Raw genomic sequence first — 26,122 nt, 5'->3', positions numbered from 1 at the left:
TTGCTGCATACGTATTCAGGTCACTATTGTGGCTTATTGATAACTAATACAGTTGCGCTCATAGCTGGTAGTTCAATGGTTTTGCCAAGCTTTTGTGTTTTTTGAGTAAATAAATTAAATGCTGTTGTGCTCTTAGGCATCACCTCTTGCATATACTCAATATTTTTTTGTAGTGCCTCTGTGTTTTTATTCATAAATACCAACACTTTCTGCTCGTCGCTAATACGTGCATAACTATAAACCCCTTGTTGAGGCGTAAAGTGTACAAGTTTACCTTTATCTAGTGCTGAGCTGTTTTTTCTAAAGTTAAGCAGCGTACTGATGGTGTTATGCATCTCTTTTTGCTGTTTTGTTAAGCCCTCTTTGGTAAAGGCGTTACGTGTTTGCCCATCAAACCCTCCAGGAAAATCAATTCTAATATCGCCATGGTCTTGACTTGGGGTGTTATCTAATAGTACTTCCGTACCGTAATACATTTGCGGTATGCCACGTGTGGTTAAAAACAAGGTCATCGCCATTTTTGTTTTGGCTACATCTTGACCTAGCTCAGTGTAAACACGGCTCATATCGTGGTTATCGGCAAACACCATAATGTTATTTGTATCAGGGTATAAAAAGTCATTAGCTAACGATTCATATACTTTAACCCAACCCGTGTTCCAGCTTTCATCTTCATTTAGCGCTTGAATTACCGACTCTTGCAACGAAAAGTCCATCACGCTTGGTAAGCTTGATGTATACCCATCTTGATTATGCTTGCCACGTTGCCAGTAAGAAGCAATAGCAGGGTTAGACGTCCACTCTTCTCCAACAATATTAAAGTCTGGATACTCTTGCATTATGGCTTTTGTCCAATCACTTAAAAATGCTTTATCTGAATATGAGTAGGTATCAACGCGTATGCCGCTTAAATCGGCGTATTCTATCCACCAAATCGCATTTTGAATTAAGTATTCACTTAACAGTGGTTGGCGCTGATTTAAATCAGGCATGGTTTCTACAAACCAACCATCGTTAAACTGGCGTTTATCGTACTCACTGGCGTGTGGGTCTTGTATGGTTTGACGCGCATGGCTGGTGGCATTTTTGCCTTTATTAAACTCACCATTAAAGTTAATCCAATCTTTAGTTGGCTTATCGTTAACCCAAGTATGCTCAGAGCCAAAATGGTTAAGAACCATATCCATTACAAGGCCTATACCCTGCTCTTTTGCTTTTACAGATAACGTTTTGTATAACTGGTTTGAGCCCATTCGTGGGTCAACCTTATAAAAGTCTGTAATTGCATATCCATGATAAGAATAATTAGGCATGTTGTTTTCAAGCACAGGCGTCAGCCAAAGCTGTGTTACGCCTAAGTCGTTTAAATAGGGAAGCGCGTTTATAACGCCTTGAATATCACCACCGTGGCGCCCACCTTTTATACTCGGGCTTGCTGCTTCTAACATGCTTGGGACGGTATCGTTTTGTTTATCACCATTAGCAAATCGATCGGGGTTAATTAAATAAAGCGTATCAGCTGATGTAAACCCTTGACGCTGAGCGCTGTTTTTATCTCGTTCAAGAAGTGGGAACTCAAAGTTATTGCTTGTTTCGCTGCTATTAAACTTAAGCGTTCCGGCTTTAGCGGCGTCGGTAATGGTAATATTTAAAAATACATAATTTGGATTATCGGTACGGGTTACTTTATTTAACTTAACGCCGTTGTATTTAGCTAATTTAATGTGCTCGTTTGCAATGTTTTGCTCATGAACCATGATGGTAATCGTGTTTTTGTTCATGCCAACCCACCAATTAGCTGGCTCAACGTCAAGTGCGTAGCTAATGGTTGGTAAAGTACAGGCACTTACAAGTAAAAGCTTTTTTAAAAGTTGCATCATCAGGCCTTTTTAATTTTTGCTAAAAAATCTTTATGAGTGGGTAATTGATCTACCGTTGAGGTAATAAGCGTTTTTAGTGTTGAGAATAAATCGTTTAGTTGTTCACTACTGAGTGAGTCAACGATGTTGTTATAATCCTCGGGAATAAGACCTTGTCCAATACACACCTGCTGCCAAGCCACTTCTGCAAATAGCTCGTCGTTTTCGCGCACTACCTTTCCTGTTTGCCTAAATAAATCTATTTTATGAGCTAACGATTGAGGTATATCCATTTGCTTACATTGGCGCCAAAATGGCGAGTCTTCTCGTTCGGTTAATTTGTAATGCAAAATAATGAAGTCGCGAATATGTTCTATTTCAGTAACACTTTGCTTATTAAATTCAGTAACAAGCGCATCACTAATGCCATTATGAGGAAATAACTTAATTAAACGTATAACAGCACTTTGAATTAAATGAATACTGGTAGACTCAAGCGGCTCTAAAAACCCACTTGAAAGCCCCACTGCTACCACATTTTTATGCCATTGCTTTAAGCGTCGCCCAGTTTTAAATTTTATTAAGCGAGGCTCTGTTGTAGGTTCACCCGGTAAGTTATTAAGTAAAAGTGCAGTCGCGCCCTCGTCAGATAAATATCGACTGCAGTAAACAAGCCCGTTTCCTGTTCTATTTTGCAACGGTATTTGCCACTGCCAGCCTGCGTTATGTGCAATAGAACGCGTATAAGGCCTTAATTCGTCACTTCCTGTTGATTGCACTGCTACGGCGCTATCGCATGGTAAATAATGCGACCAATCAACAAAGCCTGTATTAAGCGTTTGCTCAATTAAAAGTGCACGTTGACCCGTACAATCTATAAATAAATCCCCCTCTATTTGGCTATTATTATCAAGCGTTAGACTGTTAATTTGGCCTGTATTTGGGCACTGAGTAACACGCTCTATTTTTGCATCGATGTGTTTTACACCGCGTGATAATGCCAGTTTTTTAAGGTACTCAGCATATAAGGTCGCATCAAAATGAAAAGCGTAACTTATCCCAGGTAGCTGTGTATTAGGAATAGCGCTTAGTGGTGCAAACTTGTGCTTTTTAGCTGCTTGGTAATTAAGTGAAAAATCCCATAAAGAATCCTCACTACCACTAATTTGCCCTTTTACCCAAAAGTTATAAAAGTCACAAAACGGAAAGTCTTTACCAAACGAGCCAAACGCATGCATGTAACTATGTGATGGTGTTTTCCAGTTTTCGAACTCAATGCCAAGTTTTATAGAGGCATTAGTAGCATTTATAAAGTCTTGTTCATTAATACCTAACGCATTGTTGAGCTGAATAATAGGCGGAATGGTCGCTTCACCAACGCCAATAGTACCAATACTGCTGGATTCTATAAGGGTAATGTTAATTACTTTACCTAACACTTTATTAAGTAGCGCTGCGGCTATCCAACCAGCGGTCCCACCGCCCGCAATAACAACGTTTTTTATTGGTTTCATAGTATTGCCCACTTGTACAAGCCAAAGCTTTGTTAAGTTTGATAAAATTTAGATAAAGTAGCTATAAAAAAGCCCTTGTAAAATAAATTACAAGGGCTCCTACACACAACGTTTATTATAGCTTGTAACTAAAGCCCAATAAGAACGTACGACCATAATCTTGGTAGTCACGTACTTGTAGCGCGTTATCGCCACTTAAAGTGGTAAACGGTTCTTCAGTAATATTTTGTACTTGGAAGGTTACATTTAAGCCATCTAAGCTATCAACACCTGCTTCGCCAAAATCAAAACCCAATTGTGCATCCCAAATTGTTTCACCTTTAATGTCAACTTGAGTTGCAGCAAGGCCTAATCCATTTACGTTACCTTTAAAGTCACTACGTTTACGCATACTTGTACGCGCTTGGAAGCCATTACGCTCGTAGTAAACAGTCAAGCTATCTATTTGGTCAGATAAGCCAACAAGTTCATATTCATTCCCATTTTGATCTTCAACGTCTTGCTCAATGCCTGTATGGCTTGCAATTAAACCAAAGCCATCAAGTGAAGAATGAAATACGTTAAACGGTAGCGCAAGAGAAAGCTCGTAACCCCATAGGTCACCGCCGCCGCCATTTACTTTACCATTACCAGTACCTGAAGAAGTTGCTGGTATTTCACCCGTTGCAGGATTAGCTACGCCAGACATATCGACTGCGTAAGTACCATCAAATATCCACTGGTTGATATCTTTATAGAAAACCGCAGCAGAGAAGTAACCTTCTGCATTAAAGTAATTTTCGTAACTGATATCAAAGCCTGTCGCTTCTTTTGGCTCTAGTTTAGGGTTACCACCTGAAATGCTCCAAAAGTTGCCATTATCATCTGGTTGTTGCCCGTATGATGCATTGATTGACGCATTCATATCGTTTAACAATGCGCGTGAAATAGTTTTAGCCGCACCAAAACGTAACGTTTGTTCTTCGTCGATTGCAAACGACAAGTTAATGCTTGGTAAAACGTGGCTATAGTCGTGACTTACGTCTGTTGGTGTAACAACTACAAGACCGTCTACTGTGTTAGCAGCTGAACCTTGTGAAGACTGTTCAGTTTTAACATAGCGAACGCCCACATTACCTGTTACCGGAATTGATCCAATTTCTGCGTTAATATCGGCTTGAACAAAGAAGGCAGTTACTTTTTCTTGGACTGTCCACGACTGTGTTTTATGTTTTTGGTCTGTAAGGCTTTCTTGAAGTAAATCATAGTAACCATCGTTTATTAGGGCACGAGTATCGTAGGCAATCATATCGCCCATACCAATGAAGTCTAAGCTAGCTGAACCTAAACGGTACTGCTCTGGAACCGAAACCATACCTGGGTTAGATAGAGAAAAATCTTTAAGTGTTAAAAAATAACCTTCAGATAACTTTGATTTTTCACGGTCACGATAAGACATACCAAATTTAACAGCATTAACGTATTCGTTGTCTAGAATTTTAGTTGCAGCAAGTTTTAACGTGGTTAGTTCATCATTCACTTCTGGCGCATTGATGAAACCATCTTGTGCTGTATTTTGAAATGGTGTGTCAGTTAAACCATATTTGTCATTAAGGGCTTTACTTCCACCCCACGATAACGGGCCACCTAATTGAATTAGGTTATAATCACTGTAATCTAGCTCATGAGAAAATTGTGCACCTGTATTACCACCATCAAGCATATAACCAATGTTGTCAGCAACACCATTAGCATCACCTCGACCTGTGCCTGAATAACTTTCAATGCTCCATAGCTGACGTTCAACCTCAGAGCGGCTAATATCAAACTCTGTGCTCCAACTGTCGTTAATATCGTATTTTGCATTAAAACCAAACTGCGTTAATTCGGCTTTTCGTTCTTGATGATCGTTACGAACAACAACACGCTGACCTTCTGTCACAGCGCTTGTGATAAATCCAGTTTCAGCATCAACTGTTGTTGAATCTGAGCTAATTGAACCTTGACCCCATGCAAATGGAATTTCGATACCGCGCAAAATTTGTTCATCTGAAAAGTCGATATAAAGCGCATCAAACGTCATATTTAATTTATCAGTCGGTGCAGCTTCTAATACAAGCATTGCTGAATCACGCTCAAGCGTTGAAGAACGTACGTATGGTTTAGCACCACCTAAAATAGAATATGATTGACCATCTTCAGTAGTAAACTCTGGGTAACCCCATGAGTTCCAACGCTTTTCTTGGTTTGGTGAACTCATTGTGTTTAGAGCAAACGCAACACCAATGGTGTCATCTGCGAATTGGTCAATGTATGAGACCGTACCGCGGTAACCTTGATCATCACCGTCTGGATTAAGCTTACCAAAACCCGTTTGCTCAAGTTGACCATTAAACATGATTACACGTTCACCTTTACTTAAAGGTTTAACGGTTTGCATGTCGATAACACCGGCGATGCCTTCAGCTTCGATACTCGCACTTGGTGTTTTATAAACGGTAACGCCGCTCATTATTTCAGATGGGTAAAGGTCGAACTCAACGCCACGGTTATCACCAATTGATACTTGCTCACGACCATTAAATGTAGTGGCACTTTCGTTTTCGCTAAAGCCACGAACACTCACTCGGCTTGCACGACCGTCTAGGCGCTGTGCTGTTAAGCCAGGTAAACGAGCGATAGACTCAGCAATCGACGAATCAGGTAACTTACCGATATCTTCTGCAGAGATAGACTCAACGACTTCTGGTGAAAAACGTTTAGTGTTGATTGATTCTACAATACTGCCACGAAAACCTTTAACTTCGATAACTTCTACGTCATCATTTTTTAATTGTTTTTCTTCCGCTGCAGTTGCTGCAAAACTAGTGATGCCAGCAGCAGCTAACGCCAGAGTTAATATACTTGGTTTGAACATAGACATGATGTTTTCCCGTTACCCATATTGTGATACCCGCTCAATTGTTTAGTGATAGTAAACCGAGGCGAGCTTATTTTGTTGTCAGGATGGATATTAACGCTTGGTTTATTTTATTAACAAGTTTATGCATACGTATTCAAGCCTTATAAAACCAACATAAATTAACATAAACTTCACACAAAACTTAGTAACACACTGTTTTAAATGATATTAATTGGTGCAACAAATTTTATCCGAATATTACAATTATGCAAAATAGCCTAATGATTTAAACCTGCTTTAACAGCTTGTAATTATTAAGAAATAAATTAGTTCTATACACCATTGGCTAAATTTAACTAATAAATATCAATGTGAAATTGGTAAGACCATTACATGCAATCACTATTATAGTGCAATCCAGCAAAAATATGCACTTGCGAGGTGCTATGCCGTGTTACTTTTTAATTACATACAATTGGTAAACAGATTCAATTTAATGACAACGCTTCCTAAAAACTAAATAGACGCTTTTTGAAGTCACTCAAACATGCTTATTTTTGTGCATACGTATGCAGTCTTTTTACAGTATCTCGGCCTTCACGTATGCTTTTTGCAAATAACGTGATTTACCATAATCACATATAAGAATTTAAAAAACTGTTTGGAATGACGGAGAAAAGCATGGCCCAAAAGCAGTGGTATAAAGGTGCGGTTATTTATCAAGTTTACCCGCGTAGCTTTCAAGATAGCAACAACGACGGTATTGGTGATTTAAGAGGAATAATTAATCGTATTGATTATATTAAGAGCTTAGGTGTTGATGCTATTTGGATTTCGCCATTTTTTAAATCTCCAATGAAAGATTTTGGTTACGATATTAGTGACTACCGTGATATTGACCCTTTATTTGGCAATTTAAACGACTTCGATGAGCTTATTGAACAAGCACACAACCGCGATATTAAAATTATTATCGACCAGGTGTTAAGCCACACGTCAGATCAACATCAATGGTTTTTAGACAGCCGTGAAAATCAAAGTAACGACAAAGCCGACTGGTATGTGTGGGCTGACTCTAAAGAAGACGGCACTGCACCAAATAACTGGTTATCAATTTTTGGCGGCGGTGCATGGCAATGGGAACCACGCAGAGGGCAATACTACCTTCATAACTTTTTAACTGAACAACCCGATTTAAATTTTCATAACCCAGATGTTAGAAAAGAAGTGCTAGATAACGTTGAGTTTTGGCTTAAAAAAGGCGTTGATGGTTTTAGACTCGATGCCATTAACTTTTGCTATCATGATGCGCAGCTTCGTGATAATCCTGCAAAACCAAAAGAAAAACGCCAAGGCCGTGGTTTCAGTGAAGACAACCCTTACGCATTTCAATACCACTATTACAATAATACCCAACCTGAAAATATTGAGTTTATGCAAGATATTCGTGCGTTACTTAATAAATACCCAGGCACTGTATCACTGGGTGAAATTTCGTCAGAGGACTCTTTAGCCACTATGGCAGAGTACACACAAGGCGGTGATAAGCTGCATATGGGTTATAGCTTTGAGCTTTTGACTAACGATTATTCAAGTGAGTATATAAGAACAACCGTGCAAACCCTTGAAAAAGGAATGACAGAAGGCTGGCCTTGTTGGGCGTTTAGCAATCACGACGTTGAACGTGTAGCAAGCCGTTGGAGTCAAAATGGCGAAGTTAATTCACAGCAATGTAAAATGCTCACCGCCCTACTCGCATCCTTGCGCGGTAGCGTATGTATGTACCAGGGTGAAGAATTAGGCCTAGGGGAAGCAAACGTAGCCTTTGAAGATTTGCAAGACCCGTATGGAATAACCTTTTGGCCAAACTTTAAAGGCCGTGATGGCTGTAGAACGCCGATGCCATGGGATAATGCCGATTTACACCATGCAGGCTTTAGTGACACTAAGCCATGGCTGCCTGTAGACGAGCAGCATAAGCAGCAATCAGTAAAACAGCAAACACATGATCATAATTCTATTTTAAATGCTTATCGTGAATTTATGGCGTGGCGAAAAACAAAAACCGTGCTACTTGAAGGCGATATTGAATTTATTAACACACATGAGCCTGTACTTGCTTTTTACAGAACATTCGAAAATGAAAAAATGTTGTGTGTTTTTAATTTAAGTGGCACTGAAGCATCGCTATCGCTGCCAACTGAAGTATTAACAGAGTTTAGTGAGCTTAGCCACCACAAAGGCCATGTAACGAACGATGAATTACTATTAGCGCCTTTTGCATGCTATTACGCAAAGTGCTAATTGATACTAACCGCTAATTAGTTACAAAAAAGCCCATGTAATAACATGGGCTTTTTTTAGGTAAGTTTAATGGTTATGGGTTTTACTATTGAGGTAATCGGTAAATGCAAACAACACTCCAGACATCACAAAGGTAACGTGGATTATTACTTTCCATAGTAGCTCGTCGTTTGAATGCGCCTCTGAATTTATAAACACTTTTAATAGTTCTACAGCCGATATTGCAACGATTGCGCTGATAAGCTTCATTTTCAGCCCTGAAAACCCCACTTTACCCATCCAAGATGGCTTATCTTCATGATTATCTATACCTAGTTTAGACACAAAGTTTTCGTATCCACTAAATATAATAATTAACAATAAGCCTGCAAGTAACGCTGTATCAACCAGCGTCAATATGCCTACTAGTAAATCTTGGCTTGATGCGGTAAAAGTAGCGATCCCCATTAAATAAAGTTGTTTAAAAAACTTTATTAATAACAAAATAACTGCAAACAAAAGGCCAACAAAAAAAGGCGCTAACAACCAACGTCCTTTAAAAATAAACGACTCCAGTGCATGCTCTATTTTATTGGTTGATTGGATGTTTTTTTTGGGTGTAACGGGAGTGTTAGGTGTCATTTATTAATCTACGAATTAAAAAAGGCGACATTAACGTATTAATTAAGGTTATACAAATAATTATAAAATACGGCTCATAAATAAACTTATCTTTACGATAAATATATTTCGTTATCTTTTATTTAAAATTCGATTAAATTCAGCATACCAACAGAAGCGTTCTGCTTGGACATGTTTGTTTAATAGCAACAATCACCGCTATAAAACCATTTTTAGGAATAAACGAATGAAAAAAGCATTACTTGCATCACTTACAGCGTCACTATTTGCAGTATATGCAACATACTCAGTAGCAGACGATACACCTGTAGCATCAGCACAAATGGTAAAAGAGTACACTGAGATGTGCGTTAACTGGGCTAAAGACGACGATGTAATGAATGAAGACCTTTACGCGTATGTTTTAAATTGCGTAAATGATGAGCTTGAATCAGAAGGCTATCAAAAAGTAACTTCTGTAAAAATCTAACCCTGACTCAAAGATATGCTTTAAGCCTGCTTTTAAGGCTAGCTATGCTTAGCTAATTGAACAGCCAAAAAGCCGTTGCGAGCACAATTACCAAGCATAAAAAAACCGGAATAGACACATGCTGTGCATTCCGGTTTTTTGTAACTATAAGGTGTTAAAAACGAGCTTTAGTTACTCTTCATCTTTTTTTGCTTTTGCTTTAGGTTTTGCTTTAGCAGGGGCTTTTTTAGCAGCTGCTTTCTTTTTAGGTGCAGCTTTTTTCTTGGCTTCTTCTACCCACTTACCTGCTTCATAATGAGCAGTCCAACCAGTTGCTTTGCCGTCTATCTCAGTCATAACATACTGCGCTTTGTTTTTACGACTGTAGCGCACAACAGCAAGATTACCATCTGGGTCTTGACCTGGTGCGTCCGCTAAATAGTAGAATTTAGGGGATATACGATCTCTAAATCGTTTTAACTCTTCAACCTTAGGTGCTCGAGTTTCACGCGATTTAGGGAATGTATTTGCAGCTAAAAATATACCTGCAGCACCATCTCGTAATACAAAATAGGCTTCTGATTTTTCACATTCTAATTCAGGAATATGAACTGGATCTTCTTTAGGCGGAGCGGCTTCACCATTTTTTAGTAACTTACGTGTATTTTTACACTCTTCGTTATTACAGCCAAAGTATTTACCAAAACGTCCAGATTTAAGTTCCATGTCTGAGCCGCATTTATCACACTCAATAATTGGACCGTCATAGCCTTTAATCTTAAACGTGCCTTGCTCAACAATATGCCCTTTACACGCTGGATTGTTACCACATACATGTAACTTGCGGGTTTCATCGATTAAATACGAATCCATCGCTGTTTCACAAACAGGACAGCGCTTCATTTGCATTAATTTTTCTGTTTCTTCGTCTTCAACATCAGCGGCAACCGCTTCATCGCCCGACACTAAATTCATAGTTGTAGTACAACGTTCTTTAGGTGGTAAGTTATAACCAGTACACCCTAAAAACACCCCGGTTGAAGCAGTTCGAATACCCATTTTACGGCTACAGGTAGGACACTCTATATCAGTTTCAACCATTTCATTAAGACGCATGCCACCTTGTTCTGGTTCGTCTTTTGCAATGGTTAATTGTGTTGAAAAATCAGCGTAAAACTTATCAAGTACTTGCGTCCATACACGCTCACCTTCTGCTATATCATCTAAACGGCCTTCCATTTTTGCTGTGAAATCAAAGTTCATTAAATCGGTAAAGTTTTCAACCAGACGATCGGTTACAATTTCACCCATTTTTTCAGCAAAGAAACGACGGTTTTCTACCCGCACATAGCCACGGTCTTGAATTGTAGAAATGATAGAAGCATAAGTAGATGGACGACCTATTCCTCGTTTTTCTAACTCTTTTACTAAACTTGCCTCACTAAAACGCGCTGGTGGCTTAGTGAAGTGCTGTTTAGGATCAAGTTCAACAAGTGTGAGTGTTTCGCCCACTGCAACAGCTGGGAGTGATTGATCTTCTTCGTTCTTCTTACGAACAGCTGGTTGCACTTTGGTCCAACCATCAAAACGAAGCACACGCCCTTTTGCCTTAAGCTGAAAATCGTTAGCCGCAACAGTTAAGGTTGTTAAATCGTACTCTGCAGGTACCATTTGGCACGCTACAAATTGACGCCATATTAATTCGTAGAGCTTTTTAGCATCGGCATCTACACCTTCAAGGTGTCCAGACAGTACAGTAACGCTAGAAGGACGAATCGCTTCGTGTGCCTCCTGTGCATTACCTTTAGAGCTGTAGTTAATTGGTTCTTTTGGCAGATATTTTGAGCCAAACTGCTCTGTAACGTATTCACGACACATCTCAACAGCATCTTTCGATAAGTTTGTTGAATCAGTACGCATATAAGTAATATAACCACCTTCGTACAATCGCTGCGCTAGCATCATGGTCTTTTTAACACCATAACCTAAACGTGTACTGGCAGCTTGCTGCATTGTTGATGTGATTAAAGGTGCACTTGGGCGACTTTTACTCGGTTTTTCTTCAACATTAACAACTTTATATTCTGCACTCTCAAGGCTTTTTACCGCCTCTTTGATCTGTGCTTCATTTACAGGTTTAAATGGCTTGTCTGCTTGTTTAGTGACTTCTAAACGTAAGTCAGACTCGCTATTTTTAACATCTGCATGAATATCCCAGAACTCTTCTGGAATAAACGCTTTTATTTCACGCTCACGCTCTACGAGTAATCGTACTGCAACTGACTGTACTCGCCCTGCAGATAAACCACGCGCTACTTTTGCCCACAGAAGCGGCGATACCATAAAGCCCACAACACGGTCTAAAAAGCGACGAGTTTGCTGAGCAAATACCATGTCTGTATTTAGCTCACCCGGTGTTTCAAACGCTTGCTGAATGGCATTTTTAGTAATTTCGTTAAAAACAACGCGTTTGTATTTTTCTGGTTCACCACCAATGATTTCTTGAAGGTGCCAAGCAATTGCTTCCCCTTCTCTATCCAAATCCGTTGCGAGGTATATTTGGTCTGCTTTTTCGGCCAGCTTTTGTAATTCTTGAACAACCTTTTCTTTACCCGGTAGGATTTCGTAATGAGGCTGCCAGCCTTTTTCAGGATCAATCCCCATACGTGCAACCAGGTTTGTGTAATCTCGTTGCTGTTTATAAGCTGCTTTCTCATCCGGTGGCATTTTACGCACTTCTGCTGGCGTTTTAGTTGCCGGCACTTTTGCTTTGCTCGAACCTGAGGTAGGTAAGTCTCGTACATGTCCAATACTGGACTTTACGATAAAGTCATTACCTAAGTATTTATTAATTGTTTTAGCCTTAGCAGGTGACTCTACAATTACTAGCGATTTGCCCATAGTTGCCTATTTCTAACCAAATATTGAAAATGTGTTTACCGCATTAGCGGTGCGAATATTTATAGGTATATCTACAAACACTAGTTGTTACAAGCTTTTAATACAAACTTTTCAGTATTTACTGAATAAACGAACAATTTTTGTTGCTAATTTAGACAAACTGGTGTTTTTAGAATAATTGCTGTGGAATATATAGAACACAAAGAAAAATGCCAACCTAAAGGTTGGCATTTTTTACGATAACTTAAACATCATCGAAAATTGTGATGCCTGTCGAGACCGTTTTACTGGCCCCTAGTTGGTTTTCAAATTCAAAAGTAATACTTAAAACCCCACTTGTTTGGTCGTTACCATCAGTCTCTCGTGAAATTAATACATCTGAGTACATCGGTTTATCTGTGTTGGTATTAGGTATTGTTTCACTGTGACTAATAATTGACAGATCGCCATTGCTCGTTGTTAAAGACACTACCGTGTTTGCAGGTAATGGATTACCAAATTCATCTGTGTAGTGAATACGAACAGCCATTGATGTTAAACCAATGTCCACGGTAAGTGTTTCAGGGTCTGTTTCGTCAGGGTCATTAGGATCGAAATCTGGGTTAGCGATTTCAACATTGTTGACAGAAAGGTCTATTGCAGCAACATCACAACGCTCAGTTACATCGGACTCTTCTAACTCTACAAAAGTTCTGTTACCAGATACTGAACTTGAACAATCCGCAGGAACAAATACTTCAAATGGTGCTGGTAATGCATCCGTTTTAACCACAGAGAAACGTACGTATGGTTCATCGCCTGACATAACTAGCTCTATGTTTTTACGAACCTCAACCAACTCACGTGAACACTCGCCTGCAGCATTTGCAGCTTCGCTACATAATAACCCATTGTATAGGCCGTCAGCGGCATCGTAGATACCGTCGTTGTCTAAGTCACGCCACGTTTCGTTATGACCACCACGTGAGTTTAACTCTGAACACGCATCTGATACAGGGTCGTAATCATCGCCGCGTGCATCACTACAATCCGCTTTATCAAAGCTGTTATTTTCGTTGTGGTCAATAAAGGCTTCAGGTAAATCGTAGCTAGCGTAGTACTCGCCAATATCAAATAAACCATTCGTACGCTTTATATCATCAGTTGATTGCTCATCAACAAAATTCTCTTGACCTTTAGTAACTGCAAGCACACTTACGCGCCCGCCCATTACTACACCATTTTCGTCATTTTTAGCGCGGGTAATACCATTAATACACGGTGCAGCTGCGCCAAAGTAAGGGTCACAGTTAATTTCGCCTGTTTTAGGATTGATACCCTCAGTTGTAGACGCATTACCGTCGATATCGCCTATTCTGTTGCCCCATTTGTAATCTTCAAATGGGCGGTCACCTTGAGAGCGCCATGTAACAACACAGGTTGCATCGGTTGTTTTGCATGTTTCTTCGTTGCTTGAAGAGCCAACCACACCGGCTTCTGAAAGCACTGTGGCTTCAACACCGTCACCGTTGTAATTATTAAACTGGTCACCAAAAAATACAGTTAAATCGGTTATAATACCGTTGTAGTAAAGCGAGTTAGTGTTAAATGTTGTTGGGCTTAAATCAAAGCTGTTTTGGTCAGTTACACCCGAGGCAAGTGTAAGCTGAGCAGAAACAGAACTAATTTGCTCAGAAAGTGGGATCAGGTTTAATGTACCCTCTGGGCAAATTTCATTGCTAGGATCAGTTTGGCACAATTGGAAGTCATCAACCCAACACGTTAAATCATCACCCTCTGGAAGTGCTTTAACATCGTCTTTAGACACATAACACGCTTTCACAACTAAAGGCCCAGGCACAATACCTGACGTTACTGTCGTTTGTACCAAACCTTCGTTATCTGTGTTGCCACTGGTAAGCGTTAAATTTGCAGCGCCTACCGAATCTGTTAGTTTAAAGTCAATTCGTTGCTGAGAAGACGCTATATTGTCAGCATCTAAAAGTTTAAAAGTAACAATTGATTGAGTTGGTAGGCCACCTTCGCCTGGTGGAAGCGCAATAAATGTTTCGCTTACATCCACAAATTGAATAGACTGTACTGCAGAACTTTCCACGGGTATAACCGTTGATTCAGTAAAGTTTTGTCCGCCTGTTTCAACAGTGATAGTTACATCATCGTCAATGTTACACCCTGTTGCTCTGTAAGTTGCTGTAGCAATACCATTTGACGATTTTACGCTGTCATCAATGACTGACTCACCAGCAATCGCACAGGTAGAGCTAAATTCAACGTCAGTAGCCGTTAAGTATAAATTACCATCTTCGTCTGTAAGCGTTACTTCAATTACCGTACTACCGCCGGCTTTAAGTGGTATTACACTACCGTCATCATTGCTGTTCAAGCCGTTATCAACGCTAAGCGTTAAATTTGCAATACCCACTGCAAAGTTTAAAGATGCACTTTCATCGAGAGCCGTTGCTGTAACGGTTCCTGCGCCACCAGTATTGCCCGGTTGCAGCTTCAATAATGCAATACCAAAGTTATCAGTTAAAGCAGTGCCCGATGAAGGTAAAATTGTACCTAAATTAGTTTCAATATTTACGAGTGCGTTTTTACTGCCTTCGCCACTTTGTTCATTAGTGACTTCTACAAATAGCTCACCCAATTCAGAAGATGAAATACTGTTGGTCACAGTACAACCAGATGCTGCAGATAAAGGGTCTAATTTAACATTGCTTCGGTTATCATCCCAATCAGCAGTACAGCCTGTTAGTAGTTTAATAGATACCGAAAATTGCGCTTCATCTTGCGCTGCACCATCACCCGATGAGTAAAAGACAGCCGTGTTGCTAACGCTCGTACCACTTGCTGGAGCGTAACTTGCTACAACTTGGCCAGCACCCGTTGCTACACCACTCCCCAATGTGACGCGAGCTTCGCCTGAATCATCAGTAATTGCCGTGCCAAGCTCTGGCGTTATAACGCCCGTAAAATTGGTATTAAAAGAAATAAGTTTATCCGCAACAGCAACACCATCTGATTTAAGTGTAGCAACAACAACACCAACGTTATCCGCAGTTACAGGGTTAGCACTGTTAAATTTATCACCATTTTGGTCAACAATTTGGACTTCTAAAGTTGTTGAGCCACTCACACCCGTGTCGTCACCTTGGCCACCTGTTGATTGAAATGCAAACGTGGCTGTATACGTTTCATCATCGCCATTGTAGGTGGCAGTAACTTCACCAGCGCCTGCCTCAGAGCCTGCACTTAACTCGATTGTTGCTATGCCATCGTTTTGTGTCAGGGCTGAATCAGGGTTTAAAACCCCTATATCGTCAGCCAACGTAAAGGTAATGCGTTTACCAGCAACAACAGCTCCATCATTGTCTTTTAGGGTTGCACGTAAATCTAATGCCGCAGTATTCGTCACGCTATTTGATTTAGTTGCGTCTGCTTGAGAGTACCCTTGTAGCGTTAACGTGTAAGTTGTTGTATCTGTGTCCGTATCAGTGTCACCAACTGTACCGCTTTTTTCAATTGATCCACCGCCACCACAGGCTGTGAGTAATAAACTGAGCAATAAAATGCCGAGTAGTCGCATTAAAGGCATGAACCTCTCCCTAGCGTTGTTATTATTAACAATATGTTGTTTACCTCATATTAACCTATAACTTAGTCTAAAATCACAGTTTTTTATTACTTTTTTGTACAAAAATATTTCGTGTAAATACTAATTTTTTCTGTAGTAAATAATTTCTTACTGGTAGTCTATGGCAAATTTATAAAAAGTAGATTCGGTGTATGTCAAAAATCGGTACGTTAAGTTTAACTACTCGCATCATGATTGGTATGGTGCTTGGTGTTACAGTTGGTTTTATATTTCAAGCAATCTTAGCTGGTCAAGACGATTATCTAATCCCTCTTGGTTTATTCTCTTTGCCAATTAAAGCCTTTTTTGTTGACGGCATTTTTCATGTGGGTGGGCAAATTTTTATTGCTAGTCTAAAAATGCTCGTTGTCCCTCTTGTTTTTGTGTCCTTGGTATGTGGTACCTGCAGCTTAAGTGACCCTAAAAAATTAGGGCGATTAGGTGGCAAATCGATTGGCTTGTATTTGATTACAACTGCAATCGCTATAACGGTGGCTATGACACTTGCCTTATTATTTAACCCAGGTGAAGGCATTGGCTTGCCATCTCAAGCAAGTTACGATGCGAAGGAAGCTCCGACCCTCGCTCGTGTTATTATTGACATGTTCCCAACCAACCCGTTTGAAGCAATGGCAAAAGGCAACATGTTACAAGTGATTGTATTTGCATTGCTGTTTGGTATTGCTATGGCTTTAAGTGGCTCAGCAGGTAAACGTGTTGCAGCCGTTTTTGAAGATTTAAACACCGTTATCTTAAAGTTAGTAACGTTACTAATGAACATTGCCCCTTACGGTGTGTTCTTTTTAATGGCCAAACTATTTACTACGATCGAACTTAATTTGATTGTAAGTTTAGCTAAATACTTTGGTGTTGTTGTATTAGCGCTATTGTTTCATGCCCTTGTAAACTACACTTTATTATTAAAGCTCTTAACCGGCTTAAACCCTGCCACTTTCTTAGCAAAAATGAAACACACGTGTTTATTTGCCTTTAGTACATCAAGCTCTAGTGCAACCATGCCAATAACACTTGAAACTGCAACTAAAAAGTTAGGTGCTAGTAATTCTGTCGCATCATTTACTATTCCGCTCGGTGCGACTATTAACATGGACGGCACTGCAATCATGCAAGGTGTTGCTACGGTATTTATTGCACAGGTTTTTGCAGTTGATTTAACGGTATCGGATTACTTAATGGTAATATTAACAGCTACGCTTGCGTCTGTAGGAACGGCGGGTGTACCAGGCGTTGGTTTAATTATGCTAGCAATGGTGCTTAACCAAGTTGGTTTACCGGTAGAAGGTATCGCCATAATTATTGGTGTAGACAGACTATTAGATATGACTCGTACTGCTGTAAATGTTACAGGCGACTGTATGGTTACTTGCGCGGTTGCTAAAAGCGAAGGTGAGTTAGATGAAGCTATATTTAACGACCCTAACGCTGCAAAAGATTTAGAGGATTACCATAAGTCGATTGACTAATGGCCATGCAGTTTTAAAGCTATAAAAAAACCCTGATAGTTATCAGGGTTTTTTATGCGTAACACTTTATGCCGTACTTAAGGATTTAGTGATTTAAACTTAGACAGCAAGTTTATGCCTATTTTATTAACGCCACTACTTAATCCAAGCGCAAATTTATCGCTTAGTCCTTTTTTTACTTTGTATTTTATTTTGTATATTTGACGTTCGCTTTGCTGTTCAAGTAATGCATCGTCGCTTGTTTTAATTACGTCAACTAATCCTTTTTCTATTGCTTGCGTTGCAAACCAATGTTCACCCGTTGCAACTTGGTCTATATTTAAACTTGGACGCTGTGAACTGACAAACGTTTTAAATAAATCATGAGTTTGTTCAATTTCATCTCTAAATTTTTCACGCGCTTTGTCTGTGTTTTCACCAAACAAGGTCAAGGTTCGTTTAAATTCTCCTGCGGTAATTTGTTCAAACTCAACATCATTCTTTTTCAAGATTTTATTAAAATTTGGAATTTGTGCTATCACACCAATTGAGCCAACTATTGCGAAAGGCGCTGCCAATATTTCATCAGCTACACAAGCCATCATGTAACCACCACTCGCTGCTACCTTATCGATTGACACACTCAGTGGTATACCTGCCGATTTAATGCGTTGCAATTGCGATGCAGCAAGCCCATAGCCATGGACGACACCACCACCACTTTCTAAGCGAATGAGGACTTTATCTTTTTTAGGGTCTGCAATTGAAATAATTGCCGTAATTTCTTCTCTTAAACTTTCAACTTCATGTGCATCCATGCTGCCAATAAAATCAACAACATAAAGGCGAGGTTTTAAGCCTTCTTTATCTGACTTTTTGTCGAGCGCTTTTCGCTCTTTATCGTGCGCTTTAAGTTCTTTTTTACTTAATGTATTTTGTAAAAAATCCTCTTTAAGCTCACTCAACTGAGCCGACACATCATCAATTTGTATTTCACCCTTTTTTGCTTTTGGCTTCACAGCAGCGCCAACAAGCATCATTAAAATAACTCCTATCGCAATAACAAAGGTAACTGTTTTGGCGAAAAACAAACCGTACTCGTATAAAAATTCCAACTGGTTTCTCCGATTTTAAATTTACGCTAATTTATCATGCTTTTAAGCAAAAAAAAGCCACTTTAAAGTGGCTTTGTACTAGATATATTTTAGAGTGTATATTTAATCAGTAACAACATCACTGTTTGTTACTAATAACATACGACCGCGCGTTGCTAAATAAACAGCAACTTGCATTTGCATTTCAGCATTTGCAGCAGCACTCCCCTCTACAGTAGAAGACTGAGCAGCATCTTGAGCAGGTGTTAAAATAGAACCATGATGACCCTTAGAAAATTTAACTAAGTAGCTAGCCGGTGCTTCTGTCATTGCTTGCGTTGTACTTACCGTTTCTAATCCCATAAAGTTAGCAAGTGGAATTGTACCAGAAATAGGATTGTTAGCTGCCATTGGTGGAATAACTTGATCTGGCTTGTTTTCACCGCCGTCGCCCACTACAACATTCGTATAAACAGGTGTACCTAACGCTTGTACCGCCGCTGCGTAATTAGTTGGATCGCCACTGTCTAATGCTGTTTGAGAAGCAAACGCAAACTGCGTAAACACGCCTTGGATATTAGTAAGCTTAGCTGTTTCGCCTGCCGTTGTTATAGAAGTAATGTACTCGTTATAACCACACGTTAAATATGCTTCCATATCTGGCAACTCAGCACCACAGTTAGAAACAGCATCACCTTGCAAGAAGGCATTAAATTCATCAGCTTCAGTCGTACCAGCTTGAGAAAGTACAGAGCCTTGAATAAACGGACCAAATGCTGCTGATTCTAATAAGAAGCTAGCTATACCACCGCCGCCACTTGCCAGAGCCACTGTATTTACATTAAATAATGGGTCAACAGTAGGCGCTAATGGATTATTAGCCTGTGCAATAAATGCAGGAGCAACAATAGAACCCAATGAATGCCCTATGTATGTTACATCTTGGCTGTTAATAGTTGCATCTTGTAAAAAGTTTAAGCCTAAACGTAAACCTAATAAATCAGCTGCTGATTGGCGTAAGCTATCACGTGCAACTAATAAAGAGCTTAAATTCATGTAGCTAAGTACTGAACCGGTCGTTGCATTAAAGTCATCGTTGCCGTCACCGTCTACATCAACACCACGTTCACCATGACGAGGGTGGTCTATTGCAACTGTTGCAAAACCTTGAATTGAAAGTTGAGCCGTTAGTGCAAGCATACTCTCTTTATTAGTTGTAATACCGTGCTGCATCATAACAACAGGCCAACCGCCTTCAGGCATCTCAATTGCTGGCAACTGTAACTGTGCACGTACACCGTTGATGATTGGTAAAATTGGTTTTGTCACCTGTACTGGTACGTTAGCCATACTTTGTACTTTAGGGATTGAGTTATATTTTGTTAAATGACGTGTGCTGTCGATACCTAGGTCACGTAACTGTCCACCACTAAGCGCTGAACATAACCCATCATTTTCACTAATAGGATCAGTTGGGAATGCATCACCTGCAACCGCTTTGTAACCTTGAAGTGCTACTGCGTTATCACACATACCTTGCCAGTATGTATCGTTTAAATCGCTAATATCTGTGCCAGTTGGCGTACCAAGATACATAGGTAACATAATGCTACCTTTTTGGTATTGAACGCCTGAAAACGCAGCAGATACTGTTACACCCTGAGATGCAAACACTTGTTGCACATTGACCATAGGTTGTTCAGGTACTTGCAATGCTGGTGTAGGCAAAGCATCGTTTTGTAAACTTGCAGCCAATAAGTTTTTAATTGTGCCAAGTACTGGACCTGCTGACTGAATCGTCATCGCGCCAGAAAAAATAATATCTTCCTTTGAAATATCACCAGAGCTCACAACTACGTTCTCGTAACTATTAACTGCACCTTGTAATGCAAGTTGTGAGTCAGTAATTAATGGCGCTTCTTGCTTAACTAAGCCATAAGTAGATGACGGCGCAATAGAACGCCCCATAGAATCTTTGAGGCCTGTGGTTAATACATTAATGTACGAACTACCTGCTTTAAAAGGCTTAAGAGGAATAATAGCGACGGCATTTCCTGAAGCTTGTGTAACAAAATCAACACCGAATGTTAATTCGCCAACTAACTTACAAGCTGCACCAGCTGGAGCAACAGAACATTCTGCATCTGTCAGACTTGCGCCCATTATCACTTCAAAAATTCTTACGCTGCCAGGTGTTCCAGCTGACGCTTCATCAAGTGAAACATTTGGTGGAAATGTCAAATCAACTTTGTAAGGAACTTGAGACGACCAGCCGTCCAGTGCGCCTAATGCTAACTGAGGATCAGCATATGCAGCACGCGGGATAGATACATTATCATCATCTAATTCACCTGGGATATTTAAAGTACCATCTTGGGTACCACTCATTAATAAATCATTGGGAACAGAAATTACACCGTTAGCCGGGTCAAAGCTAACCGTGGCCATAGGTACAACTGTAGCGGTTTCATTCTTAACATCTTCTAACGTTTCTCCGCCGCCACAACCTGCTAAAGCAGCAGTGACCGAGAGTGAAAGTAGCATTTTCTTCATATTGGTGACTCCGAACATATTTTATTTTTATAGTGTGTTTAATCAGTGTATCAAGTTAAAACAATGTAATCAGATTATTAATGAGACATTAGACCAGTTAAACTTAACGTAAAGTTTCTTTTTTCGCCACCTAATTTTTCAATAAATTCGATTACTTGTCGAATTGCTATGTTAAAATCAGAAAAAATCTATCAATTGGTACTTTTATGCACACTTATCAAGCAGCTGAAAATGCATTAAACGATAAAGTTATTTTAATCACTGGCGCAGGTGATGGTATTGGCAGGGTAGCAGCCATTACTTATGCAAAGCATGGTGCGACTGTTATTTTATTAGGTAAAACAACAAATAAACTTGAATGCGTATACGATGAAATTGTGAATGCAGGTTACCCAAAACCTGCGATTGTGCCAATGGATTTAAAAGGCGCAACAAAACAAAATTATCGTGATCTTGCTGCAACTATTGAGAATCAGTTTGGTCGTTTAGACGGACTTTTAAATAATGCTGGTATATTAGGCTCTCTAGGGCCACTAGAACATTTTTGTTCATCTACGTTTGAGAACATCATGAAGGTTAACGTGACAGCTCAAGCAATGATCACCAAAGCATTATTCCCCGTGATGCGTAAATCAGACAATGCTTCTATTGTTTTCACTTCATCTGGTGTTGGTCGTAAAGGCCGTGAGTTTTGGGGACCCTATGCCATCTCTAAGTTTGCAGTTGAAGGTATGATGCAAACGTGGGCTTGTGAAGTAGGTAAAACCAACATTCGCGTAAACTGTATTAATCCAGGTGCTACACGCACATCTATGCGCGCATCGGCATACCCTGGCGAAGATAGAGATAAGTTGGCAACACCTGAAAGCATTATGCCGACCTATTTATATTTAATGAGTGATGATTCAATTGCAGTCAATGGCGAGTCATTAGACGCACAAATAAAAAAGTAACAGCTGTTTACTTTTATTAACCTCAATAAAAAAGCCGCAAATAATGCGGCTTTTATACAAAACGTCAAAATATCACTTACGCTTAGTCGACTTAACACGTTGGTTGTGCTTTTTAACCGCTTTACGAATTTGATTAATTTTAGCGCGTTTATCTTTGCGTTTTTCAGGCATAACTGAAAGTTTAGTTTGCGTTTCACGACCTAACTTAACCGTTTTACGCAAGTAGTTAACGGTTTCTAAGTCGTATTCAACCCAACCACCTTGTGGAACACGCTTATCTAGCTCTAGCTTACCGTAACGAATACGGATAAGACGCGACACTTCAACGTCTTGAGATTGCCATAAACGACGAACTTCGCGGTTGCGCCCTTCGTTTAATGTCACATTAAACCAGCGGTTAATCCCTTCACCACCTAGCGGTTTTATATTTGTGAATTTTGCAGGACCATCTTCAAGTTCAACGCCACGCATCAGGTTTTTAAGTGTTTCGTTTGTTACTTCACCAAACACACGCGAAGAATATTCACGCTCTACTTCATAACTTGGGTGCATTAAACGATTGGCTAATTCACCATCGTTGGTAAACAACATTAAGCCTGACGTATTCACATCCAGTCGGCCTACAGCTATCCAACGATCGCCATCAATACGAGGAAGTCTGTCAAATACAGTACGACGACCTTCAGGGTCTTTACGTGTACTCAACTCTCCCTCGGGTTTGTTGTACATAATTACACGGCAAATTCTGTCAGCTTTTTCTTCAATTTTTACGGTATGACCGTCAACACGAATTAAATCGGTTTCTTCAACGCGGTCACCGAGTTTAGCTACTTTGCCATTAACACTAACACGGTTAGCGTCAATGTATTTTTCCATTTCACGACGCGAGCCTACACCAGCTCTGGCTAGGACTTTTTGTAACTTTTCACCTTGTATATTCATTCGGATGGTTCTCTCACAGAAGGATCACTTAATAACTGGTTTATTTTACTTTCTTGTTGCGCAGGTAACGCAGGTAAGTTTTCTAAACCCGTTAATGAAAAATAATCTAAAAATTGTTTAGTAGTGGCGTATAAAGCGGGCTTACCCGGTACTTCTTTGTGCCCTACCACTTTCACCCACTCTCTTTCGAGTAAGGTTTTAATTATATTCGAACCCGTTGTTACACCTCTTACTTGCTCTATTTCACCACGTGTAATGGGTTGACGATAAGCAATAAGTGATAATGTTTCCAATAAAGCACGTGAGTATTTAGGAGCTCGTTCTTGCCATAGGTTACTCAACCAAGGGCTCAAACTACTACACGCCTGAAATCGATAACCACTACCAACTTCAACAAGGCGAATACCACGGGTTTGAAAGTGTGTTTGTATTGTTTCTATAGCATCGTTTATACGTGACATAGAAATTGCAATATCCACTAAAACAGTGTCTTTAATATGGCGTTTACTTATGGGTTTGTCTGCAACAAAAATCGCAGCCTCAATGATTTCAACCAACTGCTCATCACTAATTCGCCGCCCAGCCATATACACTCTTAATAAATAAAAATACACAGCCATCTATTATGACAGAACAACCACTAACTAGGAAAATATATCTGGCAATTATCTAAAATTAGCCATAAAAAAAGCCAGTTAAATTAACTGGCTTTGATTTTTATGTTCTGAATTTTAATTAGCTGTGTTTAATTGACTCTAACGCTTCGTCTTCAGCTACAGATTTACCATATTTATTTATGTAGCCCATAAACTCATTTTTACTAATTCGCTTGTCTTCGTTTTTGTCCATATAACCAAAGTGATTTGAAATATCGTCGTCATTGCCTTCAACAACTGATATGTAACCATTACTATCGTTATCTAAACTGGCAAAACTACTTTCAATTTTGTCAAATTTTGCAATTTCAGCTTTAAAGGCTGATTCACTTACATCACTATCGGTTGCAACCTTGCCAGTGTTTAACTGCATGTAAGCATTAAATTCTTTACGACTAATTTCTTCATCCATATTGGTGTCGATATTTGAAAAGTGACCCCAAATATTATCGTCGTCAGCTTCAACTTTTGAAATAAAACCATCACTGTCGTTGTCTAGGCTTGCAAAGTCGCTGTCTATTTTATCAAGACCTTGATTAGATGCGCAGGCTGCTAAACTTAATGTTGCTAAAATAGTTGTTGCTAATGTTAACTTTTTCATAAGACGTGTCCTTCGTTGTTAATAAATGTCACAAGAACTAATACAAGTCTGATGCCAAAATAAAATAAATATAAATTTCAATACCTTATAATGCACCCGTATATTTTTCACTCTATTTTCAATACATTAGCCTTGAAACCTTTTCAACCAACCTTGTAAATTTTGCAAAAAAAAAGCCCAGCTTTAAAAGCTGGGCTCTCATTAATTTTGTTGTGCTAATTAAATTGCAGCGTTTTGATAACGCTTAACAAAGTCAGTAACTTTCTGACCGTTACATTTAAGCGAGTTTAAGTTACCGATTTTTTGGCGTACTGGCGCTAAACCTTGCTTTAATGCAGTCATACATAATTGAGTTTCTTGTTGAGCATCTTTAGCAAACACTTCTACTTTGTTTTCAGTTATGTTGTTTGTTGAATCTTTCTTTGCAATATCACGAATATCTTGGCCGTTACACATGATGCTTTGTGAGAAGCGTGATAAGTATACATTGTGCTTAGCTGCTAATTTACGTGCTGCAGAAAAACCTTCGTTTGCGCTTAATACACACAGCTTAGACTCAATAGAGCTGTCTTGGCTAAAGTAAGTGTTACTTTGAGCTGAAACAGAAGAAGATGCTAATAATGTTGCCGCTAAAAATAATTGTGCTTTCATGAGAGATCCTATGTGAACGAGTTTGCCAATGAATTTGCGCGCATTATATAGCCAATTTTAAGCAGATCAATTGAATTTTTTATTTATTTTATAAATTAATACAACATTAACAATGTTTAAACTTTCACCACCATTTGATCAACATTTGCGCAGCTATTTTGTCATTTCAGACATGTTATGTAAGCTAAATTACTGATACAATTTGCTATCAAAATGAGAACAAATTTAAAGGTAAATCGAATGAAGGTGATTTCTTTCAATATCAATGGTCTGCGTGCTCGTCTTCACCAATTACAAGCTGTTATTGATAAACATCAACCAGACGTAATTGGCTTGCAAGAGATTAAAGTTCATGATGAAGCGTTTCCATTAGACGATGTTCAAAAAATGGGGTACCACGTCTACTTTCACGGTCAAAAAGCACATTACGGCGTAGCTATGTTATGCAAAAAAGAGCCAAAATCGGTCTTAAAAGGGTTTGCTACCGACACAGAAGAGTCGCAAAAGCGCATGATCAGTGTCACTATTGAACAAGATAACGGTCGCGACATTACCGTTATGAATGGTTATTTCCCGCAAGGCGATAACATCAATCACGAAACTAAATTCCCCTATAAACGTCAATTTTATAAAGATTTGATGACACATCTAGATACAAACCTCACTCCCGATCAGGATGTAGTTGTTATGGGCGACATAAATATATCACCTACAGATTTAGACATAGGTATTGGCGAGGTCAACGCTAAACGCTGGCTAAAAACAGGTAAGTGCTCTTTCCAACCAGAGGAACGTCAATGGCTATCAACACTTTTAGATTGGGGATTTAAAGATACCTTCAGAGAGCTCTATCCTGATGTTAACGATCAATACTCATGGTTTGATTACCGCTCTAAAGGCTTTTTAGATAATCGCGGTCTGCGAATTGATGTTGTACTTGCAACTCAATCACTTGCTGAGCGTTGTATTGACTCAGGAATTGACTATGAGCTGCGTGCAATTGATAAACCATCAGATCATGCGCCAATTTGGTCAACGTTCAAGTAG

17 protein-coding genes are annotated in these 26,122 nt (G+C 39.5%); 5 read left to right on the top strand and 12 right to left on the bottom strand.

What is annotated here, in order from left to right:
• Positions 1-23 precede the first annotated feature (23 nt).
• The 3 genes from RF53_RS05540 to RF53_RS05530 all read right to left on the bottom strand — a co-directional run bounded on the left by RF53_RS05540 (position 24) and on the right by RF53_RS05530 (position 6,275).
• On the bottom strand, positions 24-1,880 hold the full coding sequence (locus tag RF53_RS05540; RefSeq protein WP_039036872.1) for a glycoside hydrolase family 13 protein: 1,857 nt from the start codon (positions 1,878-1,880) through the stop codon (positions 24-26).
• Complete coding sequence (locus RF53_RS05535; protein WP_039036871.1) at positions 1,880-3,373, bottom strand: tryptophan halogenase family protein; 1,494 nt, start codon at positions 3,371-3,373, stop codon at positions 1,880-1,882. The genes RF53_RS05540 and RF53_RS05535 overlap by 1 nt, the downstream gene beginning before the upstream one ends.
• 115 nt (positions 3,374-3,488) lie before the next feature.
• Complete coding sequence (locus RF53_RS05530; RefSeq protein WP_006792153.1) at positions 3,489-6,275, bottom strand: TonB-dependent receptor; 2,787 nt, start codon at positions 6,273-6,275, stop codon at positions 3,489-3,491.
• 660 nt (positions 6,276-6,935) lie between these two features.
• Between RF53_RS05530 and RF53_RS05525 the strand changes: the two genes are divergently transcribed.
• On the top strand, positions 6,936-8,558 hold the full coding sequence (locus RF53_RS05525; RefSeq protein ID WP_039036870.1) for an alpha-glucosidase family protein: 1,623 nt from the start codon (positions 6,936-6,938) through the stop codon (positions 8,556-8,558).
• A 66-nt stretch (positions 8,559-8,624) separates the two neighbouring features.
• On the opposite strand, the gene RF53_RS05520 is transcribed toward RF53_RS05525, so the two are convergent.
• The gene (locus RF53_RS05520) at positions 8,625-9,179 is read right to left on the bottom strand and encodes a TIGR00645 family protein (protein ID WP_010557473.1); all 555 of its coding nucleotides are present in this window, start codon (positions 9,177-9,179) and stop codon (positions 8,625-8,627) included.
• 226 nt (positions 9,180-9,405) lie between these two features.
• On the opposite strand from RF53_RS05520, the gene RF53_RS05515 reads away from it, so the two are divergent.
• Positions 9,406-9,648, top strand: a complete 243-nt coding sequence (locus RF53_RS05515; RefSeq protein ID WP_006792156.1) for a hypothetical protein — start codon at positions 9,406-9,408, stop codon at positions 9,646-9,648.
• 171 nt (positions 9,649-9,819) lie between these two features.
• Here the strand turns inward: RF53_RS05515 and topA are convergent, their stop codons facing one another.
• On the bottom strand, positions 9,820-12,528 hold the full coding sequence (gene topA, locus RF53_RS05510; RefSeq protein WP_039036869.1) for a type I DNA topoisomerase: 2,709 nt from the start codon (positions 12,526-12,528) through the stop codon (positions 9,820-9,822).
• 244 nt (positions 12,529-12,772) lie between these two features.
• Positions 12,773-16,123 carry an invasin domain 3-containing protein gene (locus RF53_RS05505; RefSeq protein WP_039036868.1) on the bottom strand — a complete coding sequence of 1,117 codons (3,351 nt, stop codon included), beginning with the start codon at positions 16,121-16,123 and terminating at the stop codon, positions 12,773-12,775.
• Between the two features lie 191 nt (positions 16,124-16,314).
• Between RF53_RS05505 and RF53_RS05500 the strand changes: the two genes are divergently transcribed.
• A complete protein-coding gene (locus RF53_RS05500) occupies positions 16,315-17,646 on the top strand; it encodes a dicarboxylate/amino acid:cation symporter (RefSeq protein WP_039036867.1) in 1,332 nt (443 codons plus the stop codon).
• Between the two features lie 77 nt (positions 17,647-17,723).
• On the opposite strand, the gene sohB is transcribed toward RF53_RS05500, so the two are convergent.
• Both sohB and RF53_RS05490 read right to left on the bottom strand, forming a co-directional pair.
• Positions 17,724-18,740, bottom strand: coding sequence for a protease SohB (gene sohB, locus RF53_RS05495; protein ID WP_039036866.1), 1,017 nt, complete (start codon positions 18,738-18,740; stop codon positions 17,724-17,726).
• A 102-nt stretch (positions 18,741-18,842) separates the two neighbouring features.
• Entirely contained in the window at positions 18,843-21,272 is a 2,430-nt protein-coding gene (locus RF53_RS05490; protein WP_010557479.1) for a VolA/Pla-1 family phospholipase, read from the bottom strand.
• Between the two features lie 206 nt (positions 21,273-21,478).
• Between RF53_RS05490 and RF53_RS05485 the strand changes: the two genes are divergently transcribed.
• Positions 21,479-22,225, top strand: a complete 747-nt coding sequence (locus RF53_RS05485) for a YciK family oxidoreductase (RefSeq protein WP_006792162.1) — start codon at positions 21,479-21,481, stop codon at positions 22,223-22,225.
• Positions 22,226-22,297: 72 nt separating this feature from the next.
• Here the strand turns inward: RF53_RS05485 and rluB are convergent, their stop codons facing one another.
• The 4 genes from rluB to RF53_RS05465 all read right to left on the bottom strand — a co-directional run bounded on the left by rluB (position 22,298) and on the right by RF53_RS05465 (position 25,075).
• On the bottom strand, positions 22,298-23,167 hold the full coding sequence (gene rluB, locus RF53_RS05480; RefSeq protein ID WP_006792163.1) for a 23S rRNA pseudouridine(2605) synthase RluB: 870 nt from the start codon (positions 23,165-23,167) through the stop codon (positions 22,298-22,300).
• The gene (gene scpB / locus RF53_RS05475; protein WP_006792164.1) at positions 23,164-23,754 is read right to left on the bottom strand and encodes an SMC-Scp complex subunit ScpB; all 591 of its coding nucleotides are present in this window, start codon (positions 23,752-23,754) and stop codon (positions 23,164-23,166) included. The genes rluB and scpB overlap by 4 nt, the downstream gene beginning before the upstream one ends.
• A gap of 148 nt (positions 23,755-23,902) precedes the next feature.
• Positions 23,903-24,424, bottom strand: a complete 522-nt coding sequence (locus RF53_RS05470; protein WP_039036865.1) for an EF-hand domain-containing protein — start codon at positions 24,422-24,424, stop codon at positions 23,903-23,905.
• 219 nt (positions 24,425-24,643) lie between these two features.
• The gene (locus RF53_RS05465; protein WP_008131524.1) at positions 24,644-25,075 is read right to left on the bottom strand and encodes a hypothetical protein; all 432 of its coding nucleotides are present in this window, start codon (positions 25,073-25,075) and stop codon (positions 24,644-24,646) included.
• 240 nt (positions 25,076-25,315) lie between these two features.
• On the opposite strand from RF53_RS05465, the gene xthA reads away from it, so the two are divergent.
• Positions 25,316-26,122, top strand: coding sequence for an exodeoxyribonuclease III (xthA, locus tag RF53_RS05460; protein ID WP_039036864.1), 807 nt, complete (start codon positions 25,316-25,318; stop codon positions 26,120-26,122).

Source organism: Pseudoalteromonas sp. ECSMB14103, from assembly GCF_000813065.1.
GTDB lineage: Bacteria > Pseudomonadota > Gammaproteobacteria > Enterobacterales > Alteromonadaceae > Pseudoalteromonas > Pseudoalteromonas marina.
The sequence above is the reverse complement of the archived record's forward strand: the minus strand, read 5'-3'. Positions and strand labels throughout refer to the sequence as shown.